We start from the raw sequence: 23,937 nt of genomic DNA on the forward strand, positions 1-23,937 counted from the left end.
CAAATCCCTTTTTCGCACAATTCGCAACTACTCTCTTCAGTCAAGAAGAAGCAAGCTCTATACATTGATTTTTCCCTTCATTTACTATATAATTTGACTGATTAGTCATATATATTAGAAAAAGATGACCAATAAGTCAAGGTGTACTCCCTATACGTCCAGGAGGAAATTACGTGAAAGAAAAAGAAAAAATAATTATAGATTCTGCCATAAAATTTTTTGCTCAAAAGGGATTTTCTTATACCTCAGTGCAAGAAATTGCCAGTGATTGCGGTATATCAAAAGGAGCCTTTTATTTATACTTTAAATCGAAAGACTCTCTTCTTTATACAATTATGCAATATTACTACGATGAATTGATTACAGCTATGGAAGAAATAAGTCAAAAGCGAATCCCTGCTCGAGAAAAATACATGGATCAGCTTACCTTCATGTTTAATCATGCTTTAAAACACAAAGAATTTATTATTATGCAATCAAAAGAACAAGCTATTCCCTTAAATAATTCTATCAAAGATCTGTTAGTAAAAATGCAGTCAGAGCTTCAAAGTTATAATCTCAAAGGACTCCATTCTATTTACGGGGAAGAGAAAAAGCAATACCTTTTAGATTTGCTTATGATCCAAGATGGTCTTATTCATTCTTTTTTAAAACTTGTGATTTTAGAGCCTATAAATGTCTCAACAAGGGATATTTCCATCTACTTATTAAAAAGATTAGATTCCATCATAACGGATATGGACAAAAATAATGAGAATCCACTCTTTTCTACTTCTTTTCTAAAATATATCATTAAAAAGCCTAAAATTAACTTTATGGAACATGGTCATCAAGATATACTAGATGCTATCGCCTCTATCCAACGTAAGAGTGAGCATGTAGCGAATAAACATGAGATAGAAATAACACTAGAAGTATTAATGACAGAGATTCATGCTGATGAACCAAGATTACCCATAATTAAAGGCATGCTCTCTAACTTGAACGACTATAAAAACTTTGAAGAAGAACAAAAAACAATTGCTTCTTTTTATCATATCCAACTTTAAAAATATCCTGTTAAAAAACTTTCATTGATTATGAAAGTTTTTTTATTGGTCAATAATGCAAAGGATAACAACTAATAGGAGGTGTTTACTTTGCCTAATTCTATCCTTTCAAGATTTTTAAGATTACCATTAAGTATTCGTGTTTTATCGATTTCCCTAACTATTATTATCCTATTCGGTTGCTTTATCACATTAGTTGAACCAGAAACATTTCCCACTTTATTTGAAGGAATTTGGTGGGCTATTATTACTACCTCTACCGTTGGATACGGGGATTATGCTCCTATTACCGTTATTGGGAGAATAACCGGCATGCTATTAATCTTAACAGGAGTAGGATTTCTCTCTACTTATTTAGTAACATTGGCAACAGCAGCAGTAGCTAAACAAAACGCATATTTGGAAGGGAAAACCACTTATAGAGGACTAAACCACTTGATAATTGTCGGCTGGAATGAACGGTCCAAACTAATCATTCATTCCATCATTAAAGATCGCGAAAAGATTCCGATCACTTTAATCGATGAGTCCTTAGCAACAAATCCAGTTCCAGAAACTATTCATTTCGTAAAAGGAAATTCTAATTTAGATCATGTCCTGTTGAAAGCGAATATCATGACTGCTAGTAAGGTCATCTTAACAGCTGATCAAACCAAAGAAGAATTACAAGCAGATATGCACTCTATTTTGACTTTACTTGCTATTAAAGGACTAAACGCAAAAGTACCGTGCATCGTTGAAATACTTACTGCTGAACAAATACAAAATGCTAAAAGAGCTGGTGCCGATGAGATAATTGAAACAAACAGCCTTACGAGCTTTGTTATGCACAACAGCTTAAATTCACAAGATACGATGATTGCATTTTTAGAACTTTTGCATCAATTGAAGGATAAAAAGCTTCAGTTTATTCCTTTGAAAAATATTCAGGAAGAATTAGTTGATTATCTGGCTTTAAACAATTTTTTATTAGCAGAGGGTAAATTACTATTAGGAGTCAAACGTGGGGGCACTAGTTATCTAAATCCAAAGCCTTCATTTAAGTTTGAAGAAAAGGATGAGTTAATAATTATTACTTAGAAACCTAGTTAGCTAATGAGTACAGAAAGTAGTCATGAAAGCGGAGAAGAAAAATTCTTCTTTTAAAATTATGGTTTTTCGAGGCGGTCGCTCGCATAAGTTTATTTCGAGCTGCCCCCTCGAAAAACCAATTTTTTCTCTCTTCAAACAAGCCTTTATAACAACCTACTATGATTCTAAAAATGTTTTACATGCTTCTATACATTCCTTACAAATTTCTGCACAATAATGACAATGACGATGGTCGTGTTTCTTACATTCATTTGCGCAATCCTCACAAACAGAAAGGCAAATTTCTGCAAATTCCTTTGCATATGGAGATTTTCTAATGATTGCCTGCTCTAAGTAACTACAAAATTGAATACATTCCCTATTCATATGAATACAATCAAGCATTGGTGCTACCCGCTCTTCCGCTAAGCATTCATTTAAGCAATGATTACAAACAATCATGCATTCCTGTAATGATTTAATCAATAATTGTTCTTTTTCAACAAGCATTCCTATTTCCTCCTTCTATTACCCCTTTCTCTTTATTTAACCTCTCTCAAAACCTTTAAACATCTTGGATTAAAAATGAATAGAGTTGTATATTTTCCTAAAATTCAAAGAAAAATAAAAAAGCTGTCGAATACTCAAATACGAGTATATCGACAGCTCAATCTATTCTAACTTATAGACGACTTTCTAACTCTGCTTTTTTCTCTTCAAAGCCAGGTTTACCTAGTAAAGCAAACATATTTACTTTATATGCTTCAACCCCTGGTTGATCAAATGGATTTACGCCTAATAAATATCCACTTATCGCACAAGCTTTTTCGAAGAAATACACAAGATATCCAAATGTATATTCATTCATTTCTGGTATTGTTACAACTAGATTTGGCACACCGCCATCTGTATGTGCAAGTAACGTACCTTCAAATGCTTTATTATTAACAAAATCAACAGTTTGTCCAGCTAAGTAATTTAGCCCGTCTAAGTCATTTTCTTCTGCTTCGATAACTAATTCATGACGCGGTTTGTCAACTTTAACAATTGTTTCAAAAATATCGCGACGGCCTTCCTGCACATATTGTCCTAAGGAGTGAAGGTCTGTTGAGAAGTTAGCTGAAGAAGGATAAATACCTTTTTGGTCTTTTCCTTCACTTTCGCCAAACAATTGCTTCCACCACTCAGAGAAGTATTGCAATCCTGGCTCATAGTTAATTAACATTTCAATTGTTTTTCCTTTGTTATAAAGAACGTTACGAACTGCAGCATATTGATAGGCAATGTTATTTTTTAATTCAGATGTACCGAAATCTGTTCTAGCTGCTGCTGCCCCTTCCATCATTGCTGTAATATCAGCGCCGCTGACAGCGATTGGTAATAAACCAACTGGTGTTAAAACAGAATAGCGTCCACCAACATCATCTGGGATAATAAATGATTCATAGCCCTCTTCTGTAGCTAGAGTTTTTAAAGCTCCTCTTGCTTTATCAGTAGTAGCATAAATTCTCTTTCTCGCTTCTTCTACTCCGTACTTTTGTTCCAGTAATTTACGGAAAATACGGAAAGCAATCGCCGGCTCTGTAGTTGTTCCAGACTTAGAAATAACATTAATAGAGAAATCTTTATCTCCAAGGAAGTCAATTACATCACTCATATAAGTGGAACTAATATCTTTTCCAATAAAGATAATTTGTGGTGTTTGTCTCTTTTCTTTTGATAAAGAATTATAGAAGCTATGATTTAACATTTCAATTGCAGCACGTGCTCCTAGGTAAGAACCACCAATACCGATTACAAGTAAAACCTCTGAGTCGCTTTTAATTTTTTCTGCTGCTTTTTGAATTCGCGCAAATTCTTCTTTATCATAATCTACAGGTAGATCAATCCATCCTAAAAAATCACTTCCTTGTCCAGTTTTTTCATGCAAGGAATGATGGGCAACTTTAACTGCATCTTCTAAATATGTAATTTCGTGCTCTCCAAAGAAACTTAATGCCTTTGAGTAATCAAAACGAACGTGTGTCATAAATGATCCTCCAATATATTTAATTTATACTCATCTTCCACTTTATCGGAAGTAGAAAAAGTAATCAAGAAAGAACTTGGTATGAAAACGGATACAAACTATTTTTTTTAAATTTATTCACCAATTATTCCATTTCTTCTCTATTGCAGAAAGACGAACAAACAATTCATACGAACTGTTTGCTCGTCTTTCTGCATTTTTATAATGATGCTTTATAAATTGCTAAAACATCCTCTGCATCTAACATTTTAAATTGGCCAAATCCACCATTCGTCATTGCTTTTTCAACCATTAACTCCAGTTTACTATCATCAATGTCGTAATCAGCTAAACGAGAAGGTGCACCTAGCTCATTCCAGAATGCACGTAATTTCTCAATTCCTTCTAGACCAGCTTCTTCCGCTGTTTTTCCTTCTGGATCTACTCCAAATACGCGAACAGCTAATTGCTTAAAGCGTTCTGGTTTTACAGCTAAATTATGCTTCATCCAATTAGGGAAAAGAATAGCAAGTCCTCCACCATGGGGAATATCATATACTGCAGAAACTGCATGTTCAATGTTGTGGGTAGCCCAATCACCACGATATCCCATATTGAGCATACCATTAAGAGCCATCGTTCCACAATATAATATCGCAGCACGATATTCATAATTTTCTAAGTCATTTACAAGTTTAGGACCAAACTCTATGACCGTTTTCAATACAGATTCACACATATAATCTTGTAATTCTGTGTGTTCTTCTAAATGGAAATAATGTTCAAACACATGTGACATCATATCCACGATTCCATATATTGTTTGATCTTTAGGAACTGTATATGTATTTTCGGGATCTAAAATAGAAAATACCGGAAATGTAAATGGACTACCCCAGCCAACTTTCTCTTGTGTTTCCCAATTAGTAATAACAGAGCCAGAGTTCATTTCAGAACCAGTTGCCGCAAGTGTTAAAACTGTTCCAAACGGTAACGCTGCTTTAGGCGCTGCTTTTTTCGTGATGAATTCCCAAGGGTTCCCATCAAATTTAGCTCCTGCGGCAATGGCCTTGGTACAGTCAATAACACTTCCTCCACCAACTGCTAAAATGAAATCAATTCCTTCTGTCTTGCATATATCAACTCCACGTTGTACAGTAGTTAATCGAGGATTTGGCTCTACACCAGATAGTTCAAATACTTCTTTTCCATTTTCCTTTAAGATGGTCATTACATTATCATATAGACCGTTTCTTTTAATACTTCCTCCTCCGTACACTAAGAGGATTTTTTTGCCATAGGAAGCTAATTGATCTTTTAATTGTGCCAATTGCCCTTTACCAAAAATAAGTTTTGTCGGGTTATAAAAAATAAAGTTTTCCAAATGAATGCCTCCCATTCTGTTTTTACATTAGTAAAAAAAATACTAATTGTACGATTATTATTAATCAAACTTACAAGAAAATCAAAGGATTGAGCTTAGTGCTGGCAAATAGTATATGTTTTCTCCATCATTCATTATTCGTTTATTTTTCTAAATGTATACTTTCGTGAATTCTACTAAAAATAAGAAAGATTTCCACTATATTTTTAAGGAGGACATAAAATGAGCGTAATCCAAAGAATTGCATTAATATTAACGATTATAGGAGCAATAAATTGGGGATTAATAGGCTTCTTTCAATTTGATTTAGTGGCAACACTATTTGGCGGCCAAGGATCCGTTATTTCTCGTATTATTTACGGTTTAGTCGGAATTGCAGGTTTAATAAACCTTGGTTTATTATTTAAACCCTTTTCCGCTGCTGAAAGGGAGTCTATGCCAAAGACAGCTAGATAGATAAAAATGGATAAACAAAAATAAAGCCGAACAATTCCACTTGCTGATTGTTTGGCTTTTTTGTAAGGAATGATTTTTTTTAGAGTTATTTATTTAGTTTAGCCCTGGGCTATCCTCATTTAATACTTGCTTTATACGCTCTATCGCCCAATCTAACTCTTCCTTCGTAATCGTTAATGGTGGAGCAAAGCGAATGACAGAATCATGGGTTTCTTTGCATAACAATCCTACTTCTTTTAATTTTTCACAATAAGCTCTAGCCTCAACCTTTAATTCAACCCCTATAAACAATCCTCTTCCCCGTATTTCTTTTATAATTGGATTTGTTATTTCCGATAACTTTTGAAGAAAGTATTCGCCTAATTGCGCCGAACGATTGGTCAAATCCTCTTCTATGATTACATCTATAGCTGCAATTGATACAGCGCACGCCATTGGATTTCCTCCAAAGGTTGATCCATGAGAGCCTGGATTAAAAACACCTAATACATCTTTATCTGCCACAACACCTGAAATAGGAAAGACTCCTCCTCCAAGCGCTTTTCCTAAAATATACATATCTGGCACAATACCGTACCACTCACTCGCAAATAATTTACCTGTTCTTGACAGTCCTGTTTGAATTTCATCGGCAATAAACAAAACATTATTAGCCTTACATAGTTGATAGGCTTCTTCCATAAAACCTTGAGGTGGAATGATAATACCAGCCTCCCCCTGAATTGGTTCTACAATAAATGCCGCTGTATTTACTGTAATTGCTTCTTGTAATTGATCAATATCTCCATAGGGAATCGTTTTAACCCCCGGTAACAATGGTCCAAATCCGCGTTTATATTCTTCATCAGAGGAAAGAGAAACGGCTCCCAATGTTCTTCCATGAAAATTCCCCTCACACACAATGAGTTCTGCTTTGTCCTTTTCTATTCCTTTACGGTCATATCCCCATCTTCTTGCTGCTTTGATAGCAGTTTCTACGGCTTCAGCACCTGTATTCATCGGGAGGATCATCTCTTTTTTGGTTAGGGAGCTAATCTTTTCATACCAGGGACCTAATTGATCATGATGAAAAGCTCGAGAAGTCAAGGTTACACGATCCGCTTGTCTCTTCAATGCTTGAATTATTTTAGGATGGCGATGACCTTGGTTTAATGCTGAATAAGCACTTAGCATATCCATATATTTATTTCCTTCAGGATCAGTAATCCAGACACCTTCTGCTTCTGAAATGACAATTGGCAGTGGATTATAGTTTTTTGCTCCATATTTCTCCGACTGCTCCATTAGTGAGATAGATTTATTAACTTCATGTACCATTCAATCATCCTTTCCAATTTAATGTATAATGTAAGTAAATATCTATACTATTCACTTTAGCTGATTTTTCTACGGATGGATAGAATTTTATTTGTATTTTCTAAAAATTCATTCTTGGCATAATAAACCCTAACTTAGCCAAATTAGTTCTCCCTATGAAAACGCAAAAAAGGCTGCCCTATGTGTAATTCACATCGGACAGCCCTTTATAAAAAATTATTTTTTAATTAAATCGTCGCGGTTAGATTGATCAATCCACTCTTGTAATTTATCTTTTAACGTATTAAATCCTTGTACGTTTTCTGTTTCAACTACAGCAGCTGTTTGACGTTTAGGACGAGGTTTTTTTGCTTTAGCAGCTTCTGGTTGTGCTGGTGCTTCTTCTGTTGCACGGATAGAAAGACCAATTTTACCAGCATTTTCGTCAATGGAAAGAACTTTAACGTTCACTTCATCGCCAACTTTTAAAAACTCATTAATATCTTTTACATAACCATGGGTTACTTCTGAAATATGAACTAAACCTTGTGTATTTTCGTCTAAAGAAACAAACGCACCGTAAGGTTGAATACCTGTTACCTTTCCTTTAATAACACTTCCAACTTCAATTTTATCTGACATGAGAACACTCCTAATTGTTTATATTAATTTTCCTTTTATATGCATTATAAGATTATATCACAATATCGCCATATTTACAAAAGGATTTATTTCACTGTTATAATTCCCGTTAATCTTTTGCTTAAACTATGACTTTTACGAACCTGCTTAAATAAGAAAGAGGCATTTGAAAGGATGGGATTCCCATCTATTCGAAACACCTCTTTTAGCCTCTATTTAGAATATTTTTCGACAAAACGCTTCATTCGTTTCATAGCTTCTTGTAATTGTTGCAATGATGTAGCATAGGAACAACGAACGTGTCCTTCGCCACTTTCACCAAATACACTTCCTGGAACAACTGCTACTTTTTCTTCCATCAGCAGTCTTTCTGCGAATGTCTCAGCATTCATTTTTGTTGCTGTTATATTAGGAAACGCATAAAAAGCTCCACCAGGAATATGACAAGTTAACCCCATATCATTTAAAGATTGAACGATAAAATTCCTTCTGCGCCGGTAGCTTTTCTTCATTTCTTCCACATCGTTTTCACCACTTCTCAATGCTTCTAGTCCCGCATATTGAGCCATCGTTGGTGCACACATTAAACTATATTGATGAATCTTGAGCATTGCTTGAATTAATTCCTCTGGTCCACAAACAAACCCTAGTCTCCAGCCAGTCATGGCAAATCCTTTTGAAAAACCAGAAAGGAGAATAGTACGTTTCCACGCTCCCTCTATTGCTGCTGTACTTGTATATTCATCATCATAGCAAAGCTCTGCGTATATTTCATCGGAAAGAATAAGCAAGTCATGCTTTTCTGCTACTGCCACAATTGCTGCAAGCTCTTCTTGAGAAAGTGTGGATCCCGTAGGATTATTCGGCGAACAAATCATAATGGCTTTTGTTCGTTCCGTAATTACTTCTTCTAATTGAAAAGGCTTGATTTTAAAATCATTCTCCTTTAAGCTTTGAACCGCAATTGGAACCCCTCCTGCAAGCGTTACTAACGGTGCATAAGAAACGAAGCATGGTTCAACAACAATAACCTCTTCTCCTTGGTTCAGAATGGCTCGTAAAGCGATATCGATTGCCTGACTAGCTCCAACAGTTACAATGATTTCTGAAGATGGCTTATAGGATACCGCAAATCTTTTTTGCATATAATGACTAATTTCCTCTCGAAGCTCGATTAAGCCTGGATTCGCCGTATAAGAGGTATACCCTTGCTCTAGTGATAAAATCGCTGCCTCTCTTGTTGACCAAGAGGTAACAAAATCTGGCTCTCCTACCCCAAGGGAAATAACTCCTTCCATACCGGATGCTAAATCAAAAAATCTGCGTATTCCAGATGGTTTCATTTCCTCAACCTTTTGTGCAATATAACTTTTTGTTTGTTTCATTACGGTGACACCACAATTCTTTTGTCTTCATCCGATGGTTCAAATATTGTTCCATCATGCTTATATTGTTTTAAAATAAAATGAGTCGTTGTTGAGATAACTGAATCCAATGTAGAAAGTTTTTCCGAAACAAATCTCGCTACTTCATTCATCGATTTGCCTTCAATAATAACTGATAAATCATATGCTCCGGACATTAAATATAATGATTTAACTTCTTTAAAGCGATAAATTCTTTGAGCAACCTCGTCAAAGCCTACCCCTCTTTTAGGTGTTACTTTAACGTCAATCATTGCAGTTACGCCTTCATGACCTTCCACTTTTGACCAATCTACTATAGATGTATAACGTACCACTACATTTACTTCTTCTAATTTGGCAATCAATTCTTTTGTCTTTTCTAAATCTTCCCCAATCATCTTAGCTATATCTTCATCAGAAATCCTTGCATCTTTTTCTAGAATTTCTGCAATTTCAATTTCTTTATTTGTTAATTTCATGTCCATCCTCCTGCTCGCCTTTTAAATATTCTCATTATATCAAATTATCACTAAATTTAATGTACTAATTTCATTTTTCAACAGCAAATTTGTATGCAATTTATTTGCTGTATTTTCTATATAAAGAAAAAATTTATTTGACTCTCTAAAAAGAGCAAGAACTGTTTCGTTTTAGCGATAAAAGTTTACGCGAGATTGCCATGCAATCCTCTAAAGGGAGTTTTTCTTCAAAAGAAAATTCAAAGATAGCTTGGATAGAAGCTGCCAGATCATCTTCCAAATCAACATCATGCATCGCTTGAAGAATATCCGCAATTTCAGTATCGTAATTGCCCTCTCCTATTGAAAATGGGTCCCATTCATTTAATAAACGCACACATTCAAAATTAATTTCCTGACTATTCATCCGTTGTCACCTTTCGTTCCATTTGTTCAAAAACCATTCTATCATATTTCCTTCTGAAGAAGATAACAGAAATAAAGAGCACCCCCTCCATTCTCACCATTTAAAAAGGTAAATTTTTATTGACAATTCAGTATTTTAGCTTTATTATTCATTTAGTGAAAATTCCATAATTACTTATCAAGAGAGATTGAGGGAACAGGCCCGATGACATCCAGCAACCTCCTTTCCTAAAGGAAGGTGCTAACTCCTGCAGAATGACTTATTCTGAAAGATAAGATCGGTATAATTAATACGATACTTCTTTCAAAATGAAAGAAGTTTTTTTTATTTCCCAGACTTAACGAAAGGAATTTTCGCCAATCTTAACTGATAAAGGTTTTAAAATAATGTTACAAAATATTGCGTTTTTAGCAAAGGGGGATAGTATTTTCTAATGATACAAGTAAATGATTTGGTCAAAATATATAAAACAAAAAAAGAACAAGTTATTGGTGTTGACCATGTTTCTTTATCAATTAAAAAAGGCGAAATATTTGGAATTGTCGGCTATAGCGGAGCTGGTAAAAGCTCTCTGCTTCGCTGTCTAAATTTATTAGAAAAGCCCACCAGTGGAGAAATTATCATCGATAATATTTCTTTAACAAAGTTAAATCAAAAGCAATTAAGAGCCGCTCGCTTAAAAATCGGCATGATTTTTCAACATTTTTACCTTGTTAGTAGTAAAACGGTATATGAAAATATTGCTTTTGCTCTTAAAGCAGCTAATTTACCTTCTAAGAAAATACATAAACGGGTATTAGAGTTGCTTGATATGGTGGGGCTGGCAGATAAGAAAGATGTCTTTCCTGCCCAATTAAGTGGAGGACAAAAGCAAAGAGTGGGAATCGCTAGAGCCCTTGCAAATAATCCAACCGTGCTTCTTTGTGATGAAGCAACGTCTGCACTTGATCCAACTACAACAAAATCCATTCTTGCGTTATTAAAAAAAATTAATAAGGAACTTGGTTTAACCATCGTTCTAATCACCCATGAAATGGAGGTTGTAAAAGATATTTGTGATCGAATGGCTGTCATGGAAGCAGGGAAGGTAGTGGAAGAAGGTTCAGTTTACGATATGTTTGCAAACCCAAAACAGGAGCTTACTAAAAACTTTGTAAATAGCATTCTTCAATTTGAATTACCTAACCACCTATTAGAAGAAAGAAAAGGGAAAATCATTAAGGTTACCTTTCAAGGTGCCATCGCGGAAGAGGGAATTATCTCGGACGCCTTTCAGCACTATCAGGTGAAGGGAAATATACTTCATGGAAAAATCGAATATATTCAAAATAATCCCCTTGGTATTTTTATCATGGAATTAACAGGGGAAGAAAATGAAATTGTAAAAGCGATACAGTATATTAAAGATCGCACCCAAAATGTGGAGGTGATATATCATGCCTCTTAGTCTGGATTGGAATTATTTGATCGAGTTACTTCCTGACTTAAATTCAGCGTTTTTTGAAACCTTATATATGGTTGGCATTTCTATTGTTGTGGCTATTATTGTGGGTTTACCGATCGGAATCCTCTTATTTGTAACAGATAAAGGATTGTTTCTCGAAAACACACTATTAAAAAACACGGTAGGCTTTGTTGTAAACATGGTGCGGTCTATCCCTTTCATTATCTTACTAATCGCCCTTTTACCATTGGCAAAATGGATTACTAACACAACGATTGGTCCTACTGCTGCTTCTGTTTCCCTATCTGTTGCTGCGATTCCTTTTTTTGCGAGAATAGTGGAACAAGCATTTCGCGAAATTGATAAAGGAGTTATTGAAGCTTCTGTCGCTATCGGTGCATCCCCATGGATGATTATCTGGCAAGTCTTGATACCAGAAGCAAGACCTGGAATTATTCAAGGAATCACTATTACCATTATCAATTTAATTGCCTATTCTGCTATGGCTGGAATAGTCGGCGGCGGCGGTGTAGGTGATCTTGCCATTCAATATGGCTATTATCGCTATGATAATACTGTCATGATTACGACTGTCGTTGTTCTCATTTGCTTGGTTCAAATCATTCAATTCTTTGGGGATAAAATATCCAAGACATTGGATAAGCGTTAATAATCACTTTAAGTTAATAGGAGGAAAAGACAATGAAAAAAATACTTATAGGAATTCTATTATTATTATCATTTACTGTACTTAGTGCTTGCGGACAAGACAAAAACAATGCAGATACAGGAGAGAAAAAGGAAATTAATATTGGTGCAACTTCTGGTCCCTATGCAGACATGGTTAAAAAGGCTATTAAACCTATTTTGGAAGAGAAAGGCTATAAAGTAGAAGTTACAGAGTTTACAGATTATGTGCAGCCAAATAAAGCACTAGCCGACGGTAGTATTGATGCGAATCTATTCCAACATAAAATTTATATGGAATCTTTTGCTCAACAAAATAACATAAAGTTATCTGAACTAATTTCTGTTCCAACTGCACCAATGGGTATTTATTCCAATAAATTTAAAAGTTTAGAAGAAATTGCAGATGGATCAACAATTGCTATCCCTAACGATCCGACCAATGCGGCGCGTGCTTTCTTAATTTTAGAAGAAGCAGGTTTAATTGAAATTGATCAAGCTGCTGATCCACTTACTGTATCTGAAAAAAATGTGACAAAGAATATAAAAAATCTAAAATTTGAAACAATTGAAGCGGCTCAATTACCTCGTGCAGTTGACAGTGTAGATTTATCCGCTGTACCAGGCAACTTCGCCCTAGCAGCAAAAATGAACTTATTAGACGCACTAAAACTAGAAAATATGCTTGATCAATATCGTAACCGTGTTGTTGTTAATACGAAAGATATCGACGCTCCTTTCGCTAAAGATATAAAAGCTGCTGTTGAGTCAGCAGAATTCGAAAAAGTAATTGATAAGGAATTCAAAGGCTTCGGTAAACCAGAGTGGATGAATTAAGAAACTGATTTGCAGTTAGCGAGGTTTGTTGGGAATTTCCCCCCAACAAACCTCGCTCTTTTTTTATGCAAAACGAGTAACTAATGGAAGAAAAGGTCCTTTGTTAATTTTCTGATTATTAAAATAAAGTCACATATTCACCATATTTCTTTCACAAATTAGTCACACCTCTCCCCTCTACAACAGTGAACTGTGTGTTAATATAATGTTGTATTGTGAATCCATTCACAATACAACATAAAGAAGATTATAGGGGGAACTGATCATGAAAATTACACCAAAAGTTTTACTAGCTTCCATCTTAGCAGGAGCACTTTTAACTGCTTGTGGAAATACAGACACAGAACCAAAGAAAGAAGAGAAAAAAGCAGAGCAATCAGCTGATGTAGTAACAACAGCTTCCATCGTAAATGAAGCAGATCCACTAGTGAAAGCATTAAGTGCTGATGGAACTTGGATTGTTGCAACACTTCAAGATTTAAAAGTAGACAGTGATATCTTAGTAGCTGGTGAATTCCACGATAAAAATGATGCTGCTAATCCAATCTATCGTAAACTTGCTCTTTATACACAAGATGAAGACCATAATATTATTGATTCCTTCACTTTAACAGCTCCTAAAATGACTGTCCAAAGTGAAAATTTCAAAATCCAAGGTGGTACATTTGTTGGTGATGTTTATGTAGAAGCTAATGGGTTTACTGTTGATGCTACTGCAAAAGTTGACGGTAATGTTTATTACAAAAGTGATGCATTTAAATCTTCTGCTGTAATAGATGGCGAAGTAACTGGTGCACAAGAAGTAAAATAATAGCTTATAATACCTAGCTGGTGACTCAGCTAGGTATTTTTATATACTTTCTTCTACACTCCCATTCTTCCTCAACTAATGCTCTAATCAAATTGACAAAATTCCCTATAAATTAATTAACACAAATAGATTGACAATTTTCTAATTTAGGAATATCTTTTATATAAAAGTTGCATTAACGAAACTTTTTAAACCAAAGCAAAATTAGGTGAGAAAAATGGACAGAAATCGATCTTTAGAAAAAAATCATTCTAAATCAGCAAAAAGTGTGTTTAGCGAGGAAGTTAAAGGCTGGAAAAGAATCCTTCCTTTTTTAGGACCAGCATTCATTGCGGCAATTGCCTACATTGATCCAGGAAACTTCGCAACAAATATTGCTGCTGGATCAAAATATGGGTACTTATTATTATGGGTTATTCTTTTTTCAAATATAATGGCGTTAATTATTCAATCCTTATCAGCAAAATTAGGTATTGCTACTGGTAAAAATTTAGCAGAGGTAGCTCGAGAGGAATTTCCCAAGCCTGTGTCTATCGGTTTGTGGATACAAGGTGAGCTTGTCATTATGGCAACAGATTTAGCAGAGTTTATTGGTGCAGCACTTGGTATTTATCTTCTTTTTGGTATTCCTTTACTGGAAGCTAGTCTGATTGCTGCTGTTGGATCTTTTGCCATTCTTGAATTACAAAGACGGGGATACCGTTCTCTAGAAGCAGGAATTACTGGGATGCTTTTTATTGTTGTCCTTTCTTTTATTGTACAAATGTTCTTTGCGAAGCCAGATGTTCCATCTTTATTACACGGGTTATTCACTCCACAATTTGATGGATTAGATAGCGTAATTTTAGCTGCTGGTATCCTTGGAGCTACAGTAATGCCACATGCAATTTACTTACACTCTGCATTAACACAAAATAGAATTGTTGGGGAAACGGATAAAGAAAAAAAGCAAATTTTTCGCTTTGAATTTATCGATATCCTTATTGCCATGTTGATTGCAGGATTTATTAATGGAGCAATGCTTATCGTCTCTAGTGCATTATTCCATAAAAATGGATTATTTGTGGAAGATTTAGATGTAGCTTTTAACTATTTCGGACAGTTAGTAAATCCGATTTCAGCTACTTTATTTGGCCTAGGTTTATTAATTGCTGGATTATCCAGTTCATCTGTTGGAACGATGTCTGGAGATGTGATTATGCAGGGATTTATTCATTTTCGCATTCCATTATACGTAAGAAGATTTATTACAATGGTGCCCCCTATTGCTGTCATTGCATTAGGTATTAATCCAACAACTGCACTAGTAATAAGTCAAGTAATCTTATCATTTGGAATTGGTTTTGCTCTTATTCCATTAATAATGTTTACTAGTTCAAAACGTATTATGGGAAACCTGGTCAATACAAAATGGATTACAGTTATTTCTTGGGTTATGGCTATTTTAATTGTCGCTTTGAATATTTTTATTCTCGTACAAACATTTCAGTAAGACAAGGCGACTAAGATTCTTTTTCGTAAAAAAATAAACATTCAATCTCAAAAAGCCCAGAACAATTTTTCGTTTTTTTCCAGCACCTGAAAAATGAATCAATGAAAAAAAACAGGAGACTCCAAAAGTCGCCTGTTTTTTTCTAGTATTATTTCTTTTTAATCGGTCCACATGCGATTCTTTCGCCTGAATCCCCTGCAGGTTGAGTCATTCCGTCATCTTGTTGTTCGGTAATAACGATTGAAGTCCCTTTTTTGCTGAATAATGAATTTTTTCCATCTCTAAGGGTTACTTGTGGTGCCATTAGCTCAGCTTTTGCAGTTCCATCTTCCTTTACCAAGATATTAGGTAAATCACCCGCATGGGCACCTTCTGGGTGAAGTAAACCATGTTCTTTATTATCTGGATTAAAGTGATTGCCTGCCGATTGAAAATCTGGAGCATCACATTTATTTGTTTCATGTATATGAATACCATGGATTCCTGGAGTTAGACCTTTTAAGTTTAAAGATAATTTTACTCCGTCAGCCTGCTCCTGCAATTTAATTGTTCCTAAAGAGTCTCCCACATCATTAAACATTTCTACCTCTGCTTTTGTCACTTCCCCCTCCGCACAGCCGGTTAGGAAAATGGTTATCAGCACTAATAAACTCAGTTTTTTCATCTTTTTTCCTCCATGGACGGTTTGGTATTAATATTTGAAAAAAGACTCCTTATTATGCAGTTATTCTCGTTTATCAAACTATAGCCTTTATGATACTATAAAAGGAAAGAAAATCTGGAGGGATTAGATTGTCAGAACTAGCTATCGGTTCCATCGTCACCGCCTTTTATAAAACTGGAAAATACATCGGGGAAATTACAGAGATTCGTCCTCAAAGTTATTTAGTACGGGTTCTTGCGGTCTTAAAGCATCCGATGCAAGGAGATTTGCATCAGCCAAAAGAGGCCATAGTTGATATTTTCCATGAAAGAAAAGCCCTTTCTTACCGAGAACAGATGAATGCTCCAAAGAAAATGGTCAAGCTATATAAAGAAGACTCCATTCCTTCTTATAATGATTCTCTAAAAACTGCTATCGAAAAAATGCGTAAAGAGCTTCAAGAAGATGATTCTGCTTTCGCTATTCAAAGTTTAAAAAACTTGGAAATACTTAATGCAGAATACTATAAAATCGTTTAGATGAAAATAACAAAAAAGACGAGGAATGTATTCTTCGTCTTTTTTATGCAAACTTATTAAATAATTTAGACATATCAATTAAGTCTCCAATGGTTGGTTGATTAGATTTCCCCAAGTACTTCTTATCTTGCTCAACGAGTTTAAAAATATGATAAGTGGTTAAGGCATCATCTAAAGCACGATGATGTTTCCCAGTTCCCTCTCTGCCATATTCCCTAACTGCTTTCCATAAGCCTGTTTGGTTTTTATCACCAAAAAACCGCTTATATTCCATCGATAAATCAACTTCTTTACAAGATAGTATAAAGGGAAGTTGTGCTTTATGACAATTATCCTTTAGCACTTTCATATCCATGTTTCCCCATGTAACAATAATATTTTGGTATCCGTTACAAATTGCCTCAAGCTTTTTCATTAGATCGTATAAAGATATCCCGTTATTTACTTGTTCTTGTGAAATATGTAGAAAAGATTTGCATCTCCTTGAAAGGGTTGAAAACTTACGGGGTACTACATATGAAGAAAACTGTTCCCTTATGGTATCACCAACAACGGCTACTATACCAACCTCAATAATTTCTGGATAAAACCCCTTAAACTTACTACTTTTCTCTGGCATGGTGAATTCAAAGTCAATAAATAAATACTGTTGCTTTTCCATTCTTTCACCTTCTTTTTTATCGATATTTCACATGAATCATCCTGTCTAAACCGTTCTTCCTTCTATTCATCTCGATAAGCTAGCTGTTTTATATATATCTATATTATAACAGAATATCACTTAACCTTTTTAATTTTCTGTATTTTATCTTTATTTTTTTTCATTAATTTATCAGATCCATTTATTGATTCTATGCAGAAATGCAACGTAAAAAACTACAGGATGGCTCTCCTTTTTAAATATAGTTTGGGAATACGAAAGACTGCTTCCATTTGGATATTTACGAAATAAACAAGTTTTCCCCTTACACATATTTTTCCTTCTACTGCAGAACATAAAAAAAGAACAACCATTAATAAACGGCTGTCCCTTTTCGCTGCATTATTCTTCTGCGATTATCCTGATATATTCTCTTGGTTGAAAAGGAATCATCGTTTCATCAAAAAAAGGAGAGTTTGCCTCTTCTATGAAAAGAAGTTCCTCCAGTGAATAAAACTCTCTTTTTTGGAAGTTGTCCAATAAAATTCCAACAAAAAGACCTAGAGAAAATAGACATATGGAAATATAGACCTTTGTTTTTAAATGCATGTATATACCACCTCACCATTAGTTTGAGCAAAAAGGTGGGTGTTTTACACAAAAAAATAAAAAAATTTTTCCTATTTTAGACCATGTTTCTACCTATTTAATAGAAAGGTTGATCCTTAACTTAATTTCTTGTTTCCTGTATGCAGAGCGTTTTTTTTTGCGTTATACTTTAACATGTTCAGTCATTTTCAAGCGTTTATTTAGAAAAGATTAAGGAGGGGTTAAATTGTCTATACTTCACTGGGTTGTACTTGCACCATTTTTATACACCCTATTAATACCTATCACATTTAAATTTATGAAAAAAATACATACTGGATGGTTTGTTCTTCCACTTCCTTTGCTATTGTTTATTTATTTTTGCCGAAACATTGGGACAACCTCAAATTTACATACAAAAGTAGAATCAATCCCATGGATTCCATCACTAGGAATTGATTTTGCCGTAAAATTAGACGGTCTCGGCATGCTATTTGCATTATTAATAACTGGAATCGGTTCTCTTGTTATTCTCTATTCCATTTATTATTTGGATAAAAACAAAGAGAAGGTCAATCATTTCTATGTATATCTTCTATTATTCATGGGAGCAATGCTCGGTGTTGTCTTATCTGATAATCTCATTGTGCTTTATATGTTCTGGGAAATTACCAGTATTTCTTCGTTTCTTTTAATAGGTTTTTGGAATAATCGAAGTAACTCGCGATATGGCGCAATCAAATCAATGGTTGTTACCGTATTTGGTGGTCTTTCCTTATTAGCAGGAATTGTTCTACTTTACCTAATGACCGGATCCTTTACTATTTCAGAAATAATTACTTCTGTTCAACAAGATTCTATTATGTCTCATCCATTATTTATTTTAGGGATGATTTGTATCTTACTTGGTGCATTTACAAAATCTGCCCAATTTCCATTCCATATTTGGCTGCCTGATGCAATGGAAGCTCCAACACCTGTCAGCAGTTATTTGCATTCCGCTACAATGGTTAAAGCTGGTATATATCTTGTGGCCCGTTTAAGTCCTGTCTTTGCAGTGTCTGGTTATTGGCTGTGGATTGTATCACTTGTCGGGATTGTTACTCTAATATATGGATCTTTTATGGCAATAAAACAAGTAGACTTAAAAGGTCTTCTAGCATACTCAACAATCAGTCAGCTCGGAATGATTATGTCTTTACTAGGGATTGGAGCTGCTGGTGTCCACTATGACAATGAAAGTGTTTATTACATTGCCACAGCTGCTGCAATCTTCCATCTTGTCAACCATGCAACCTTTAAAGGAAGTTTGTTTATGATGGTTGGAATTGTTGATCATGAAACTGGGACAAGAGATATTCGTCGTTTAGGCGGCCTGATGAAGATTATGCCAATCACATTTGCTATCGCATTAATTGGCTCGCTGTCTATGGCTGGTATCCCGCCATTTAATGGATTTCTGAGCAAAGAGATGTTCTTTGCAAGTATGTTAAATATTCTTGACTTCCAAATGTTTAACCTAAATACGTGGGGAGTTCTATTACCTGTCATTGCATGGGTCGGCAGTATCTTTACATTTGTTTATTGCATGATTCTTGTATTTAAGACTTTCACTGGAAAATACCAACCAGAAAAATTATCGGCTAAACCACATGAAGCACCAATGGGTATGCTTATTTCACCCATTATCTTAGTATCCCTTGTTGTCATATTTGGATTATTTCCTGGGCTTCTAACCAATACCATTCTTTCTCCTGCTATTACATCTATTTATGGCGGAGGCGTTTATGATCTGCATATCTATCACTGGCATGGATTTGAACCTGAGTTATTTATGACGATTGGGGTCATTGTGTTTGGAATAATTCTCTATTTAACTGTAGGAAAATGGTCTGTTATCTATCAAGCCATTCCTGTTATTTGGAATCGAATATATGATTGGTTATTTGGCGAAACAGAAAATGGATTTAACAAGCTGACAAACAGATATATGACAGGTTCCTTGCGTACCTATCTGATTTATATCTTTTCTTTCTTTATTCTAATCCTTTCTTACACTCTATTTATAAAGGATGGCTTTACAATAAACACTTCCCGACTAGCACCAATTGGTGGATATGAAGTCGTGCTGTCGCTTGTTCTGGTGATTTCCACCATCGCTATATTATTCGCTAAATCTCGTTTGACTTCTATTATTCTTTTAGGAGCAGTCGGATATACCGTATCATTATTTTACGTAGTATTTCGCGCACCTGATCTTGCTTTAACACAATTAGTTATTGAAACAGTTTCCGTTGCTTTATTCTTATTGTGTTTTTACCATTTACCTAGAAATGCTAGAAAAAAGGAAAGTATTCCTTTCAAATTATCCAATGCAATCATTTCTGTACTAGTTGGACTCGTAGTGATGATCATTGCGATTGCCTCCTATAGCACGAAACTATTCGATTCCATTTCTCAATTTTATGTGGAGAATACGTATACAAAAGCGGCAGGAGAAAACATGGTAAATGTTATCTTAGTGGATTTCAGGGGTTTTGATACACTTTTTGAAATTACAGTACTAGCTATTGCTGCTATTGGTATTTATTCGATGATCACTTTGAGAATGGGAGGAAAGAAAAATGAAAATAAATAATTTAGTTTTACAAACCATTACAAAAGTCATTGTTTTTTTAATACTCCTCTATGCAGTTGATCTCTTTTTTGCTGGTCACTATACGCCAGGCGGAGGCTTTATCGGTGGATTAATGGCAAGTGGAGCAATAGTTCTATTGCTGATAGCTTATGATTTAAAATTAGTAAAGAAAATCTTTCCGGTTAATTTTATCTATGTTACTGCAATAGGATTGCTGATAAGCACTTTAACAGGAATGATTGGCGTATTAAATGACAAACCATTTTTAACGCACTTTTTTAATAAACATGCTCACTTGCCTTTATTAGGAGAAACGTCCCTTCACACTGCTGCACTGTTTGATCTTGGGGTTTTCTTAGTAGTAGTGGGAGTTACAATGACCATTATTCAAACGATTGGAGAGGATGACTAATGGAATTCTTAATGGCATTCATTATCGGCATTTTATTTATGTGTGCGACGTATTTAATTCTTTCTAAGAGTCTATTGCGCATTATTATCGGAACTGGCCTTCTTAGCCATGGGGTTCATTTACTAATATTAACGATGGGTGGCTTAAAGAAAGGTGCTGCGCCACTCTTAGGGCAGCATGCTGACAGTTATTCTGACCCGTTACCCCAAGCATTAATATTAACTGCGATTGTTATTAGCTTTGGTGTCACTTCCTTCTTATTAGTACTTGCCTACAGAACTTATCAAGAATTAGGGACTGATAATCTGGAGAAATTGAGAGGGAAAAAGCATGAGTAACTTAATTCTATTTCCAATTTTAATTCCTTTACTCACTGGAATCATTTTGATTTTCTTTTATAAGAAGACCATCTTACAACGGATTATTTCCTTATTGAGCACTAGTGTTTCGATTATAATTGTGCTATTTATGATAGATAAAATCAAAAATGAGGGAATTCAAACAGTAAATTTAAGTAATTGGGATGCTCCGTTTGGGATAACGATTGTAGCAGATATGGTATCAGCACTTCTTGTGTTAACAACAAATATAATCGCCTTTTGTTGTATCCTCTACTCCTTTAAGGGAATCGATAGAGAAAGAGAAAATTACTTTTATTACGCTATGATTCAATTTCTCTTAGTTGGTGTTATTGGTGCGTTTTCAACTGGCGATATCTTTAACTTGTTTGTATTTTTTGAAGTAATGTTAATGGCTTCCTATGTACTACTTGTTCTTGGAAATACAAAAATTCAATTAAGAGAAACAGTAAAATATATTATTGTAAATGTTGTCGCTTCCGCACTCTTCGTTATTGCCGTTGCCTATTTTTATTCTGTTGTTGGAACTTTAAACATGGCGTCTATTTCAGAGCGAATCAGTGAAGTGGGTGGATCAGGCATATTAACGGTCATAGCTGTCCTGTTCTTAATCGTCTTTGGATTAAAAGGGGCTCTCTTCCCGTTATTTTTCTGGCTTCCAGGATCTTATTATGCCGCTCCCATACCGATACTTGCATTATTTGGAGCGTTATTAACAAAAGTTGGAGTTTATTCGATTGCCCGGACGTACTCCCTCTTCTTCTATGAGGATTCTTATGTCTTTACATTATTAGGCATCCTGTCTCTTCTAACCATTATTTTAGGAGCAATTGGAGCAATTGCCTATAATGATGTCAAAAAAATTATTATTTATAATATCGTTACGGCAATTGGTGTTATCTTGTATGGATTCTCTATTTTTAATAGCACTTCCTTAAATGGAGCGATTTTCTACCTTTTACATGACATGATTATTAAAGGAGCGCTGTTTCTATTAATTGGAATCATGATTTATATTACTGGAACTAGCAATTTAAAATATATGAGTGGCTTGATGAAGAAATACCCTTTACTGACTTGGACCTTCTTTCTTGCCGCACTTAGCCTTGCAGGTATTCCGCCATTAAGTGGATTTATTGGTAAATTACTCATTATTCAAGGAGCCTTTGAAGAAAGGAATTATATGGGAAGTTTTATTGTTGTGCTATCGAGTCTCCTCGTATTACTATCTGTTATCAAGATATTTGTTAAAGGTTTTTGGGGAGAGGAATCAGATAATATTACTATAAAGTCTATAAAAACACTTTTACTACCCGGGTGTATACTAGTCCTTCTTTCCTGTCTAATCGGAATTGGCACAGAGATGATCTCACCATATATTTCACTCGCTGTTGAAAGTTTATTGCAACCGGAAAACTATATCCATGCCGTATTAAAGGAGTGATGACAATGGCATTTCAATTATTATTAAATTTTGTAATCAGTTTTATTTGGATGTTTCTGAAAGGCTCCTTCGCTCCAGATACGTTTCTAATCGGGTTTATTATCGGATTGATTCTTATATTTATTACAAGAAGATTTTTCTCCGATAAGTTTTATTTATATCGAGTTGTTTCTATATTAAAACTTTTAGGTATTTTTCTAAGAGAATTAGTACTTTCCAATATCGCTGTGTTAAAAATCATTCTTCGACCAAGGTTAAAAGTAACGCCGGGTATTTTTGCCCTAGAAACCGATTTAAGGAAAGACTGGGAAATAACGATACTTTGTAATCTTATCACGCTCACACCTGGAACGCTTGTAGTGGATATTTCAGAAGATAATAAAATCCTATATATTCATGCAATGGATATTAGCGATAAAGAGGCCGCTATCAGCAGTATTAAAAATAGCTTTGAAAAAGCTATACAAGAGGTGAGTATTTGATGTTCCAGACCATTATGCATATATCTTTATTTATTGTTTCTATCTCGACGATTTTATTTATTTATCGAGTCGTAAAGGGACCTTCTACTCCCGATAGAGTAGTCGCTCTAGATGCTATCGGAATCAACCTTGTTGCGATTACTGCTATTTTATCAATAGTGTTAAAAACTTCGGCCTTTTTGGAAGTTATTCTTCTCATTGGTATTTTAGCCTTTATTGGTACGGTAGCTTTTTCTAAGTATCTGGAGAAAGGAGTAATAATCGAAAATGACCGAGACAATCATTAGCATTATTATAGCCATTCTTATTCTCTTAGGATCCTTATTAAGTCTAGTTGCAAGCATTGGCGTATTAAGATTACCAGATGTGTATACAAGAAGTCACGCAGCGTCTAAATCCGCAACGCTAGGAGTCATGTTTATCCTTCTTGGTGCTTGTCTCTATTTTTTTCAGTCGGAACAAATTTTTAATTCTCGTTTAATTCTTGCAATCGCCTTTATTTTCTTAACATCTCCAGTTGCGGGACAACTTATTATTCGCTCTGCTTATAACAGAAAAATACCAATGGCAGATGAAACGATAAGAGATGATTTAAAAGAAGCGAGAGACGCTGCTGCGAAAAGCAAATAAAACCATCATTTCCCTGCAGACCCAATGTAATGCAGGATAAGCTTTCAAACAAAAGCAAATAATATTCCTGTCCTGTCATTGGACTAATACAGAA

27 protein-coding genes and 1 riboswitch are annotated in these 23,937 nt (G+C 34.9%); of the genes, 16 read left to right on the forward strand and 11 right to left on the reverse strand.

The annotated features are described in order from the left end of the window. Window positions 1-173 precede the first annotated feature (173 nt). Both NX902_RS18440 and NX902_RS18445 read left to right on the forward strand, forming a co-directional pair. Window positions 174-1,049, forward strand: coding sequence for a TetR/AcrR family transcriptional regulator (locus NX902_RS18440; protein ID WP_341160890.1), 876 nt, complete (start codon window positions 174-176; stop codon window positions 1,047-1,049). Between the two features lie 90 nt (window positions 1,050-1,139). Further along, on the forward strand, window positions 1,140-2,129 hold the full coding sequence (locus NX902_RS18445) for an ion channel (protein WP_172859496.1): 990 nt from the start codon (window positions 1,140-1,142) through the stop codon (window positions 2,127-2,129). A gap of 168 nt (window positions 2,130-2,297) precedes the next feature. On the opposite strand, the gene NX902_RS18450 is transcribed toward NX902_RS18445, so the two are convergent. From NX902_RS18450 to NX902_RS18460, 3 genes are all read right to left on the reverse strand, one after another. Then, window positions 2,298-2,630, reverse strand: a complete 333-nt coding sequence (locus NX902_RS18450; protein ID WP_123258117.1) for a four-helix bundle copper-binding protein — start codon at window positions 2,628-2,630, stop codon at window positions 2,298-2,300. A gap of 172 nt (window positions 2,631-2,802) precedes the next feature. Beyond that, the gene (locus NX902_RS18455) at window positions 2,803-4,149 is read right to left on the reverse strand and encodes a glucose-6-phosphate isomerase (RefSeq protein WP_095330586.1); all 1,347 of its coding nucleotides are present in this window, start codon (window positions 4,147-4,149) and stop codon (window positions 2,803-2,805) included. Window positions 4,150-4,348: 199 nt separating this feature from the next. Next, window positions 4,349-5,512 carry an iron-containing alcohol dehydrogenase gene (locus tag NX902_RS18460; RefSeq protein WP_095330584.1) on the reverse strand — a complete coding sequence of 388 codons (1,164 nt, stop codon included), beginning with the start codon at window positions 5,510-5,512 and terminating at the stop codon, window positions 4,349-4,351. Window positions 5,513-5,734: 222 nt separating this feature from the next. Here NX902_RS18460 and NX902_RS18465 point away from each other — a divergent pair, with 222 nt between their 5' ends. Beyond that, on the forward strand, window positions 5,735-5,968 hold the full coding sequence (locus tag NX902_RS18465) for a DUF378 domain-containing protein (protein WP_095330582.1): 234 nt from the start codon (window positions 5,735-5,737) through the stop codon (window positions 5,966-5,968). A 93-nt stretch (window positions 5,969-6,061) separates the two neighbouring features. Here the strand turns inward: NX902_RS18465 and NX902_RS18470 are convergent, their stop codons facing one another. The 5 genes from NX902_RS18470 to NX902_RS18490 all read right to left on the reverse strand — a co-directional run bounded on the left by NX902_RS18470 (window position 6,062) and on the right by NX902_RS18490 (window position 10,197). Beyond that, window positions 6,062-7,285, reverse strand: coding sequence for an ornithine--oxo-acid transaminase (locus tag NX902_RS18470; protein WP_095330580.1), 1,224 nt, complete (start codon window positions 7,283-7,285; stop codon window positions 6,062-6,064). A 216-nt stretch (window positions 7,286-7,501) separates the two neighbouring features. Beyond that, window positions 7,502-7,906, reverse strand: coding sequence for a S1 domain-containing post-transcriptional regulator GSP13 (gene yugI / locus NX902_RS18475; protein WP_095330578.1), 405 nt, complete (start codon window positions 7,904-7,906; stop codon window positions 7,502-7,504). Between the two features lie 212 nt (window positions 7,907-8,118). Beyond that, the gene (locus NX902_RS18480) at window positions 8,119-9,291 is read right to left on the reverse strand and encodes an aminotransferase (RefSeq protein ID WP_095330576.1); all 1,173 of its coding nucleotides are present in this window, start codon (window positions 9,289-9,291) and stop codon (window positions 8,119-8,121) included. After that, entirely contained in the window at window positions 9,291-9,791 is a 501-nt protein-coding gene (locus NX902_RS18485) for an Lrp/AsnC family transcriptional regulator (RefSeq protein ID WP_095330574.1), read from the reverse strand. Before NX902_RS18485 ends, NX902_RS18480 begins: the two co-directional genes overlap by 1 nt. A gap of 145 nt (window positions 9,792-9,936) precedes the next feature. Further along, window positions 9,937-10,197 carry a DUF1871 family protein gene (locus tag NX902_RS18490; RefSeq protein ID WP_095330572.1) on the reverse strand — a complete coding sequence of 87 codons (261 nt, stop codon included), beginning with the start codon at window positions 10,195-10,197 and terminating at the stop codon, window positions 9,937-9,939. Between the two features lie 171 nt (window positions 10,198-10,368). After that, window positions 10,369-10,475: riboswitch (SAM riboswitch) on the forward strand. 155 nt (window positions 10,476-10,630) lie between these two features. Here NX902_RS18490 and NX902_RS18495 point away from each other — a divergent pair. The 5 genes from NX902_RS18495 to NX902_RS18515 all read left to right on the forward strand — a co-directional run bounded on the left by NX902_RS18495 (window position 10,631) and on the right by NX902_RS18515 (window position 15,468). Continuing rightward, a complete protein-coding gene (locus tag NX902_RS18495; RefSeq protein WP_095330570.1) occupies window positions 10,631-11,644 on the forward strand; it encodes a methionine ABC transporter ATP-binding protein in 1,014 nt (337 codons plus the stop codon). Further along, on the forward strand, window positions 11,634-12,311 hold the full coding sequence (locus NX902_RS18500) for a methionine ABC transporter permease (RefSeq protein ID WP_061799039.1): 678 nt from the start codon (window positions 11,634-11,636) through the stop codon (window positions 12,309-12,311). The genes NX902_RS18495 and NX902_RS18500 overlap by 11 nt, the downstream gene beginning before the upstream one ends. 32 nt (window positions 12,312-12,343) lie before the next feature. Further along, window positions 12,344-13,165, forward strand: coding sequence for a MetQ/NlpA family ABC transporter substrate-binding protein (locus NX902_RS18505; RefSeq protein WP_095330568.1), 822 nt, complete (start codon window positions 12,344-12,346; stop codon window positions 13,163-13,165). 265 nt (window positions 13,166-13,430) lie between these two features. Beyond that, on the forward strand, window positions 13,431-13,976 hold the full coding sequence (locus NX902_RS18510; RefSeq protein ID WP_095330566.1) for a polymer-forming cytoskeletal protein: 546 nt from the start codon (window positions 13,431-13,433) through the stop codon (window positions 13,974-13,976). A gap of 217 nt (window positions 13,977-14,193) precedes the next feature. After that, the gene (locus tag NX902_RS18515) at window positions 14,194-15,468 is read left to right on the forward strand and encodes an Nramp family divalent metal transporter (protein ID WP_095330565.1); all 1,275 of its coding nucleotides are present in this window, start codon (window positions 14,194-14,196) and stop codon (window positions 15,466-15,468) included. A gap of 148 nt (window positions 15,469-15,616) precedes the next feature. Here the strand turns inward: NX902_RS18515 and NX902_RS18520 are convergent, their stop codons facing one another. Then, window positions 15,617-16,132 carry a superoxide dismutase family protein gene (locus NX902_RS18520; RefSeq protein ID WP_095330563.1) on the reverse strand — a complete coding sequence of 172 codons (516 nt, stop codon included), beginning with the start codon at window positions 16,130-16,132 and terminating at the stop codon, window positions 15,617-15,619. A 128-nt stretch (window positions 16,133-16,260) separates the two neighbouring features. Between NX902_RS18520 and NX902_RS18525 the strand changes: the two genes are divergently transcribed. Then, a complete protein-coding gene (locus NX902_RS18525) occupies window positions 16,261-16,650 on the forward strand; it encodes a kinase-associated lipoprotein B (protein ID WP_341160891.1) in 390 nt (129 codons plus the stop codon). A gap of 43 nt (window positions 16,651-16,693) precedes the next feature. On the opposite strand, the gene kapD is transcribed toward NX902_RS18525, so the two are convergent. Continuing rightward, entirely contained in the window at window positions 16,694-17,311 is a 618-nt protein-coding gene (gene kapD, locus NX902_RS18530; RefSeq protein WP_047942214.1) for a 3'-5' exonuclease KapD, read from the reverse strand. Between the two features lie 381 nt (window positions 17,312-17,692). After that, entirely contained in the window at window positions 17,693-17,899 is a 207-nt protein-coding gene (locus NX902_RS18535; protein WP_095330561.1) for a hypothetical protein, read from the reverse strand. 226 nt (window positions 17,900-18,125) lie between these two features. On the opposite strand from NX902_RS18535, the gene NX902_RS18540 reads away from it, so the two are divergent. From NX902_RS18540 to mnhG, 7 genes are read left to right on the forward strand one after another with little or no spacing between them, the layout of a single operon-like run. Then, entirely contained in the window at window positions 18,126-20,516 is a 2,391-nt protein-coding gene (locus NX902_RS18540; protein WP_341160892.1) for a Na+/H+ antiporter subunit A, read from the forward strand. Then, complete coding sequence (locus NX902_RS18545) at window positions 20,503-20,928, forward strand: Na(+)/H(+) antiporter subunit B (protein ID WP_095330557.1); 426 nt, start codon at window positions 20,503-20,505, stop codon at window positions 20,926-20,928. Before NX902_RS18540 ends, NX902_RS18545 begins: the two co-directional genes overlap by 14 nt. After that, window positions 20,928-21,266 (forward strand): Na(+)/H(+) antiporter subunit C, encoded by a 339-nt coding sequence (locus NX902_RS18550; RefSeq protein ID WP_047942219.1) that lies wholly within the window; start codon window positions 20,928-20,930, stop codon window positions 21,264-21,266. Before NX902_RS18545 ends, NX902_RS18550 begins: the two co-directional genes overlap by 1 nt. Beyond that, window positions 21,259-22,731: a Na+/H+ antiporter subunit D gene (locus NX902_RS18555; protein WP_095330555.1), complete on the forward strand. Its 1,473-nt coding sequence runs from the start codon at window positions 21,259-21,261 to the stop codon at window positions 22,729-22,731. Before NX902_RS18550 ends, NX902_RS18555 begins: the two co-directional genes overlap by 8 nt. A 5-nt stretch (window positions 22,732-22,736) precedes the next feature. Then, window positions 22,737-23,213, forward strand: a complete 477-nt coding sequence (locus NX902_RS18560) for a Na+/H+ antiporter subunit E (protein WP_095330553.1) — start codon at window positions 22,737-22,739, stop codon at window positions 23,211-23,213. After that, window positions 23,213-23,500: a Na(+)/H(+) antiporter subunit F1 gene (locus tag NX902_RS18565; RefSeq protein WP_095330551.1), complete on the forward strand. Its 288-nt coding sequence runs from the start codon at window positions 23,213-23,215 to the stop codon at window positions 23,498-23,500. The genes NX902_RS18560 and NX902_RS18565 overlap by 1 nt, the downstream gene beginning before the upstream one ends. Further along, window positions 23,481-23,843, forward strand: a complete 363-nt coding sequence (gene mnhG / locus NX902_RS18570) for a monovalent cation/H(+) antiporter subunit G (protein ID WP_095330550.1) — start codon at window positions 23,481-23,483, stop codon at window positions 23,841-23,843. Before NX902_RS18565 ends, mnhG begins: the two co-directional genes overlap by 20 nt. Window positions 23,844-23,937: the final 94 nt, after the last annotated feature.

The organism is Niallia sp. FSL W8-0954, from assembly GCF_038005605.1.
In the GTDB taxonomy this organism is placed as follows: Bacteria; Bacillota; Bacilli; order Bacillales; family Cytobacillaceae; genus Niallia; species Niallia circulans_A.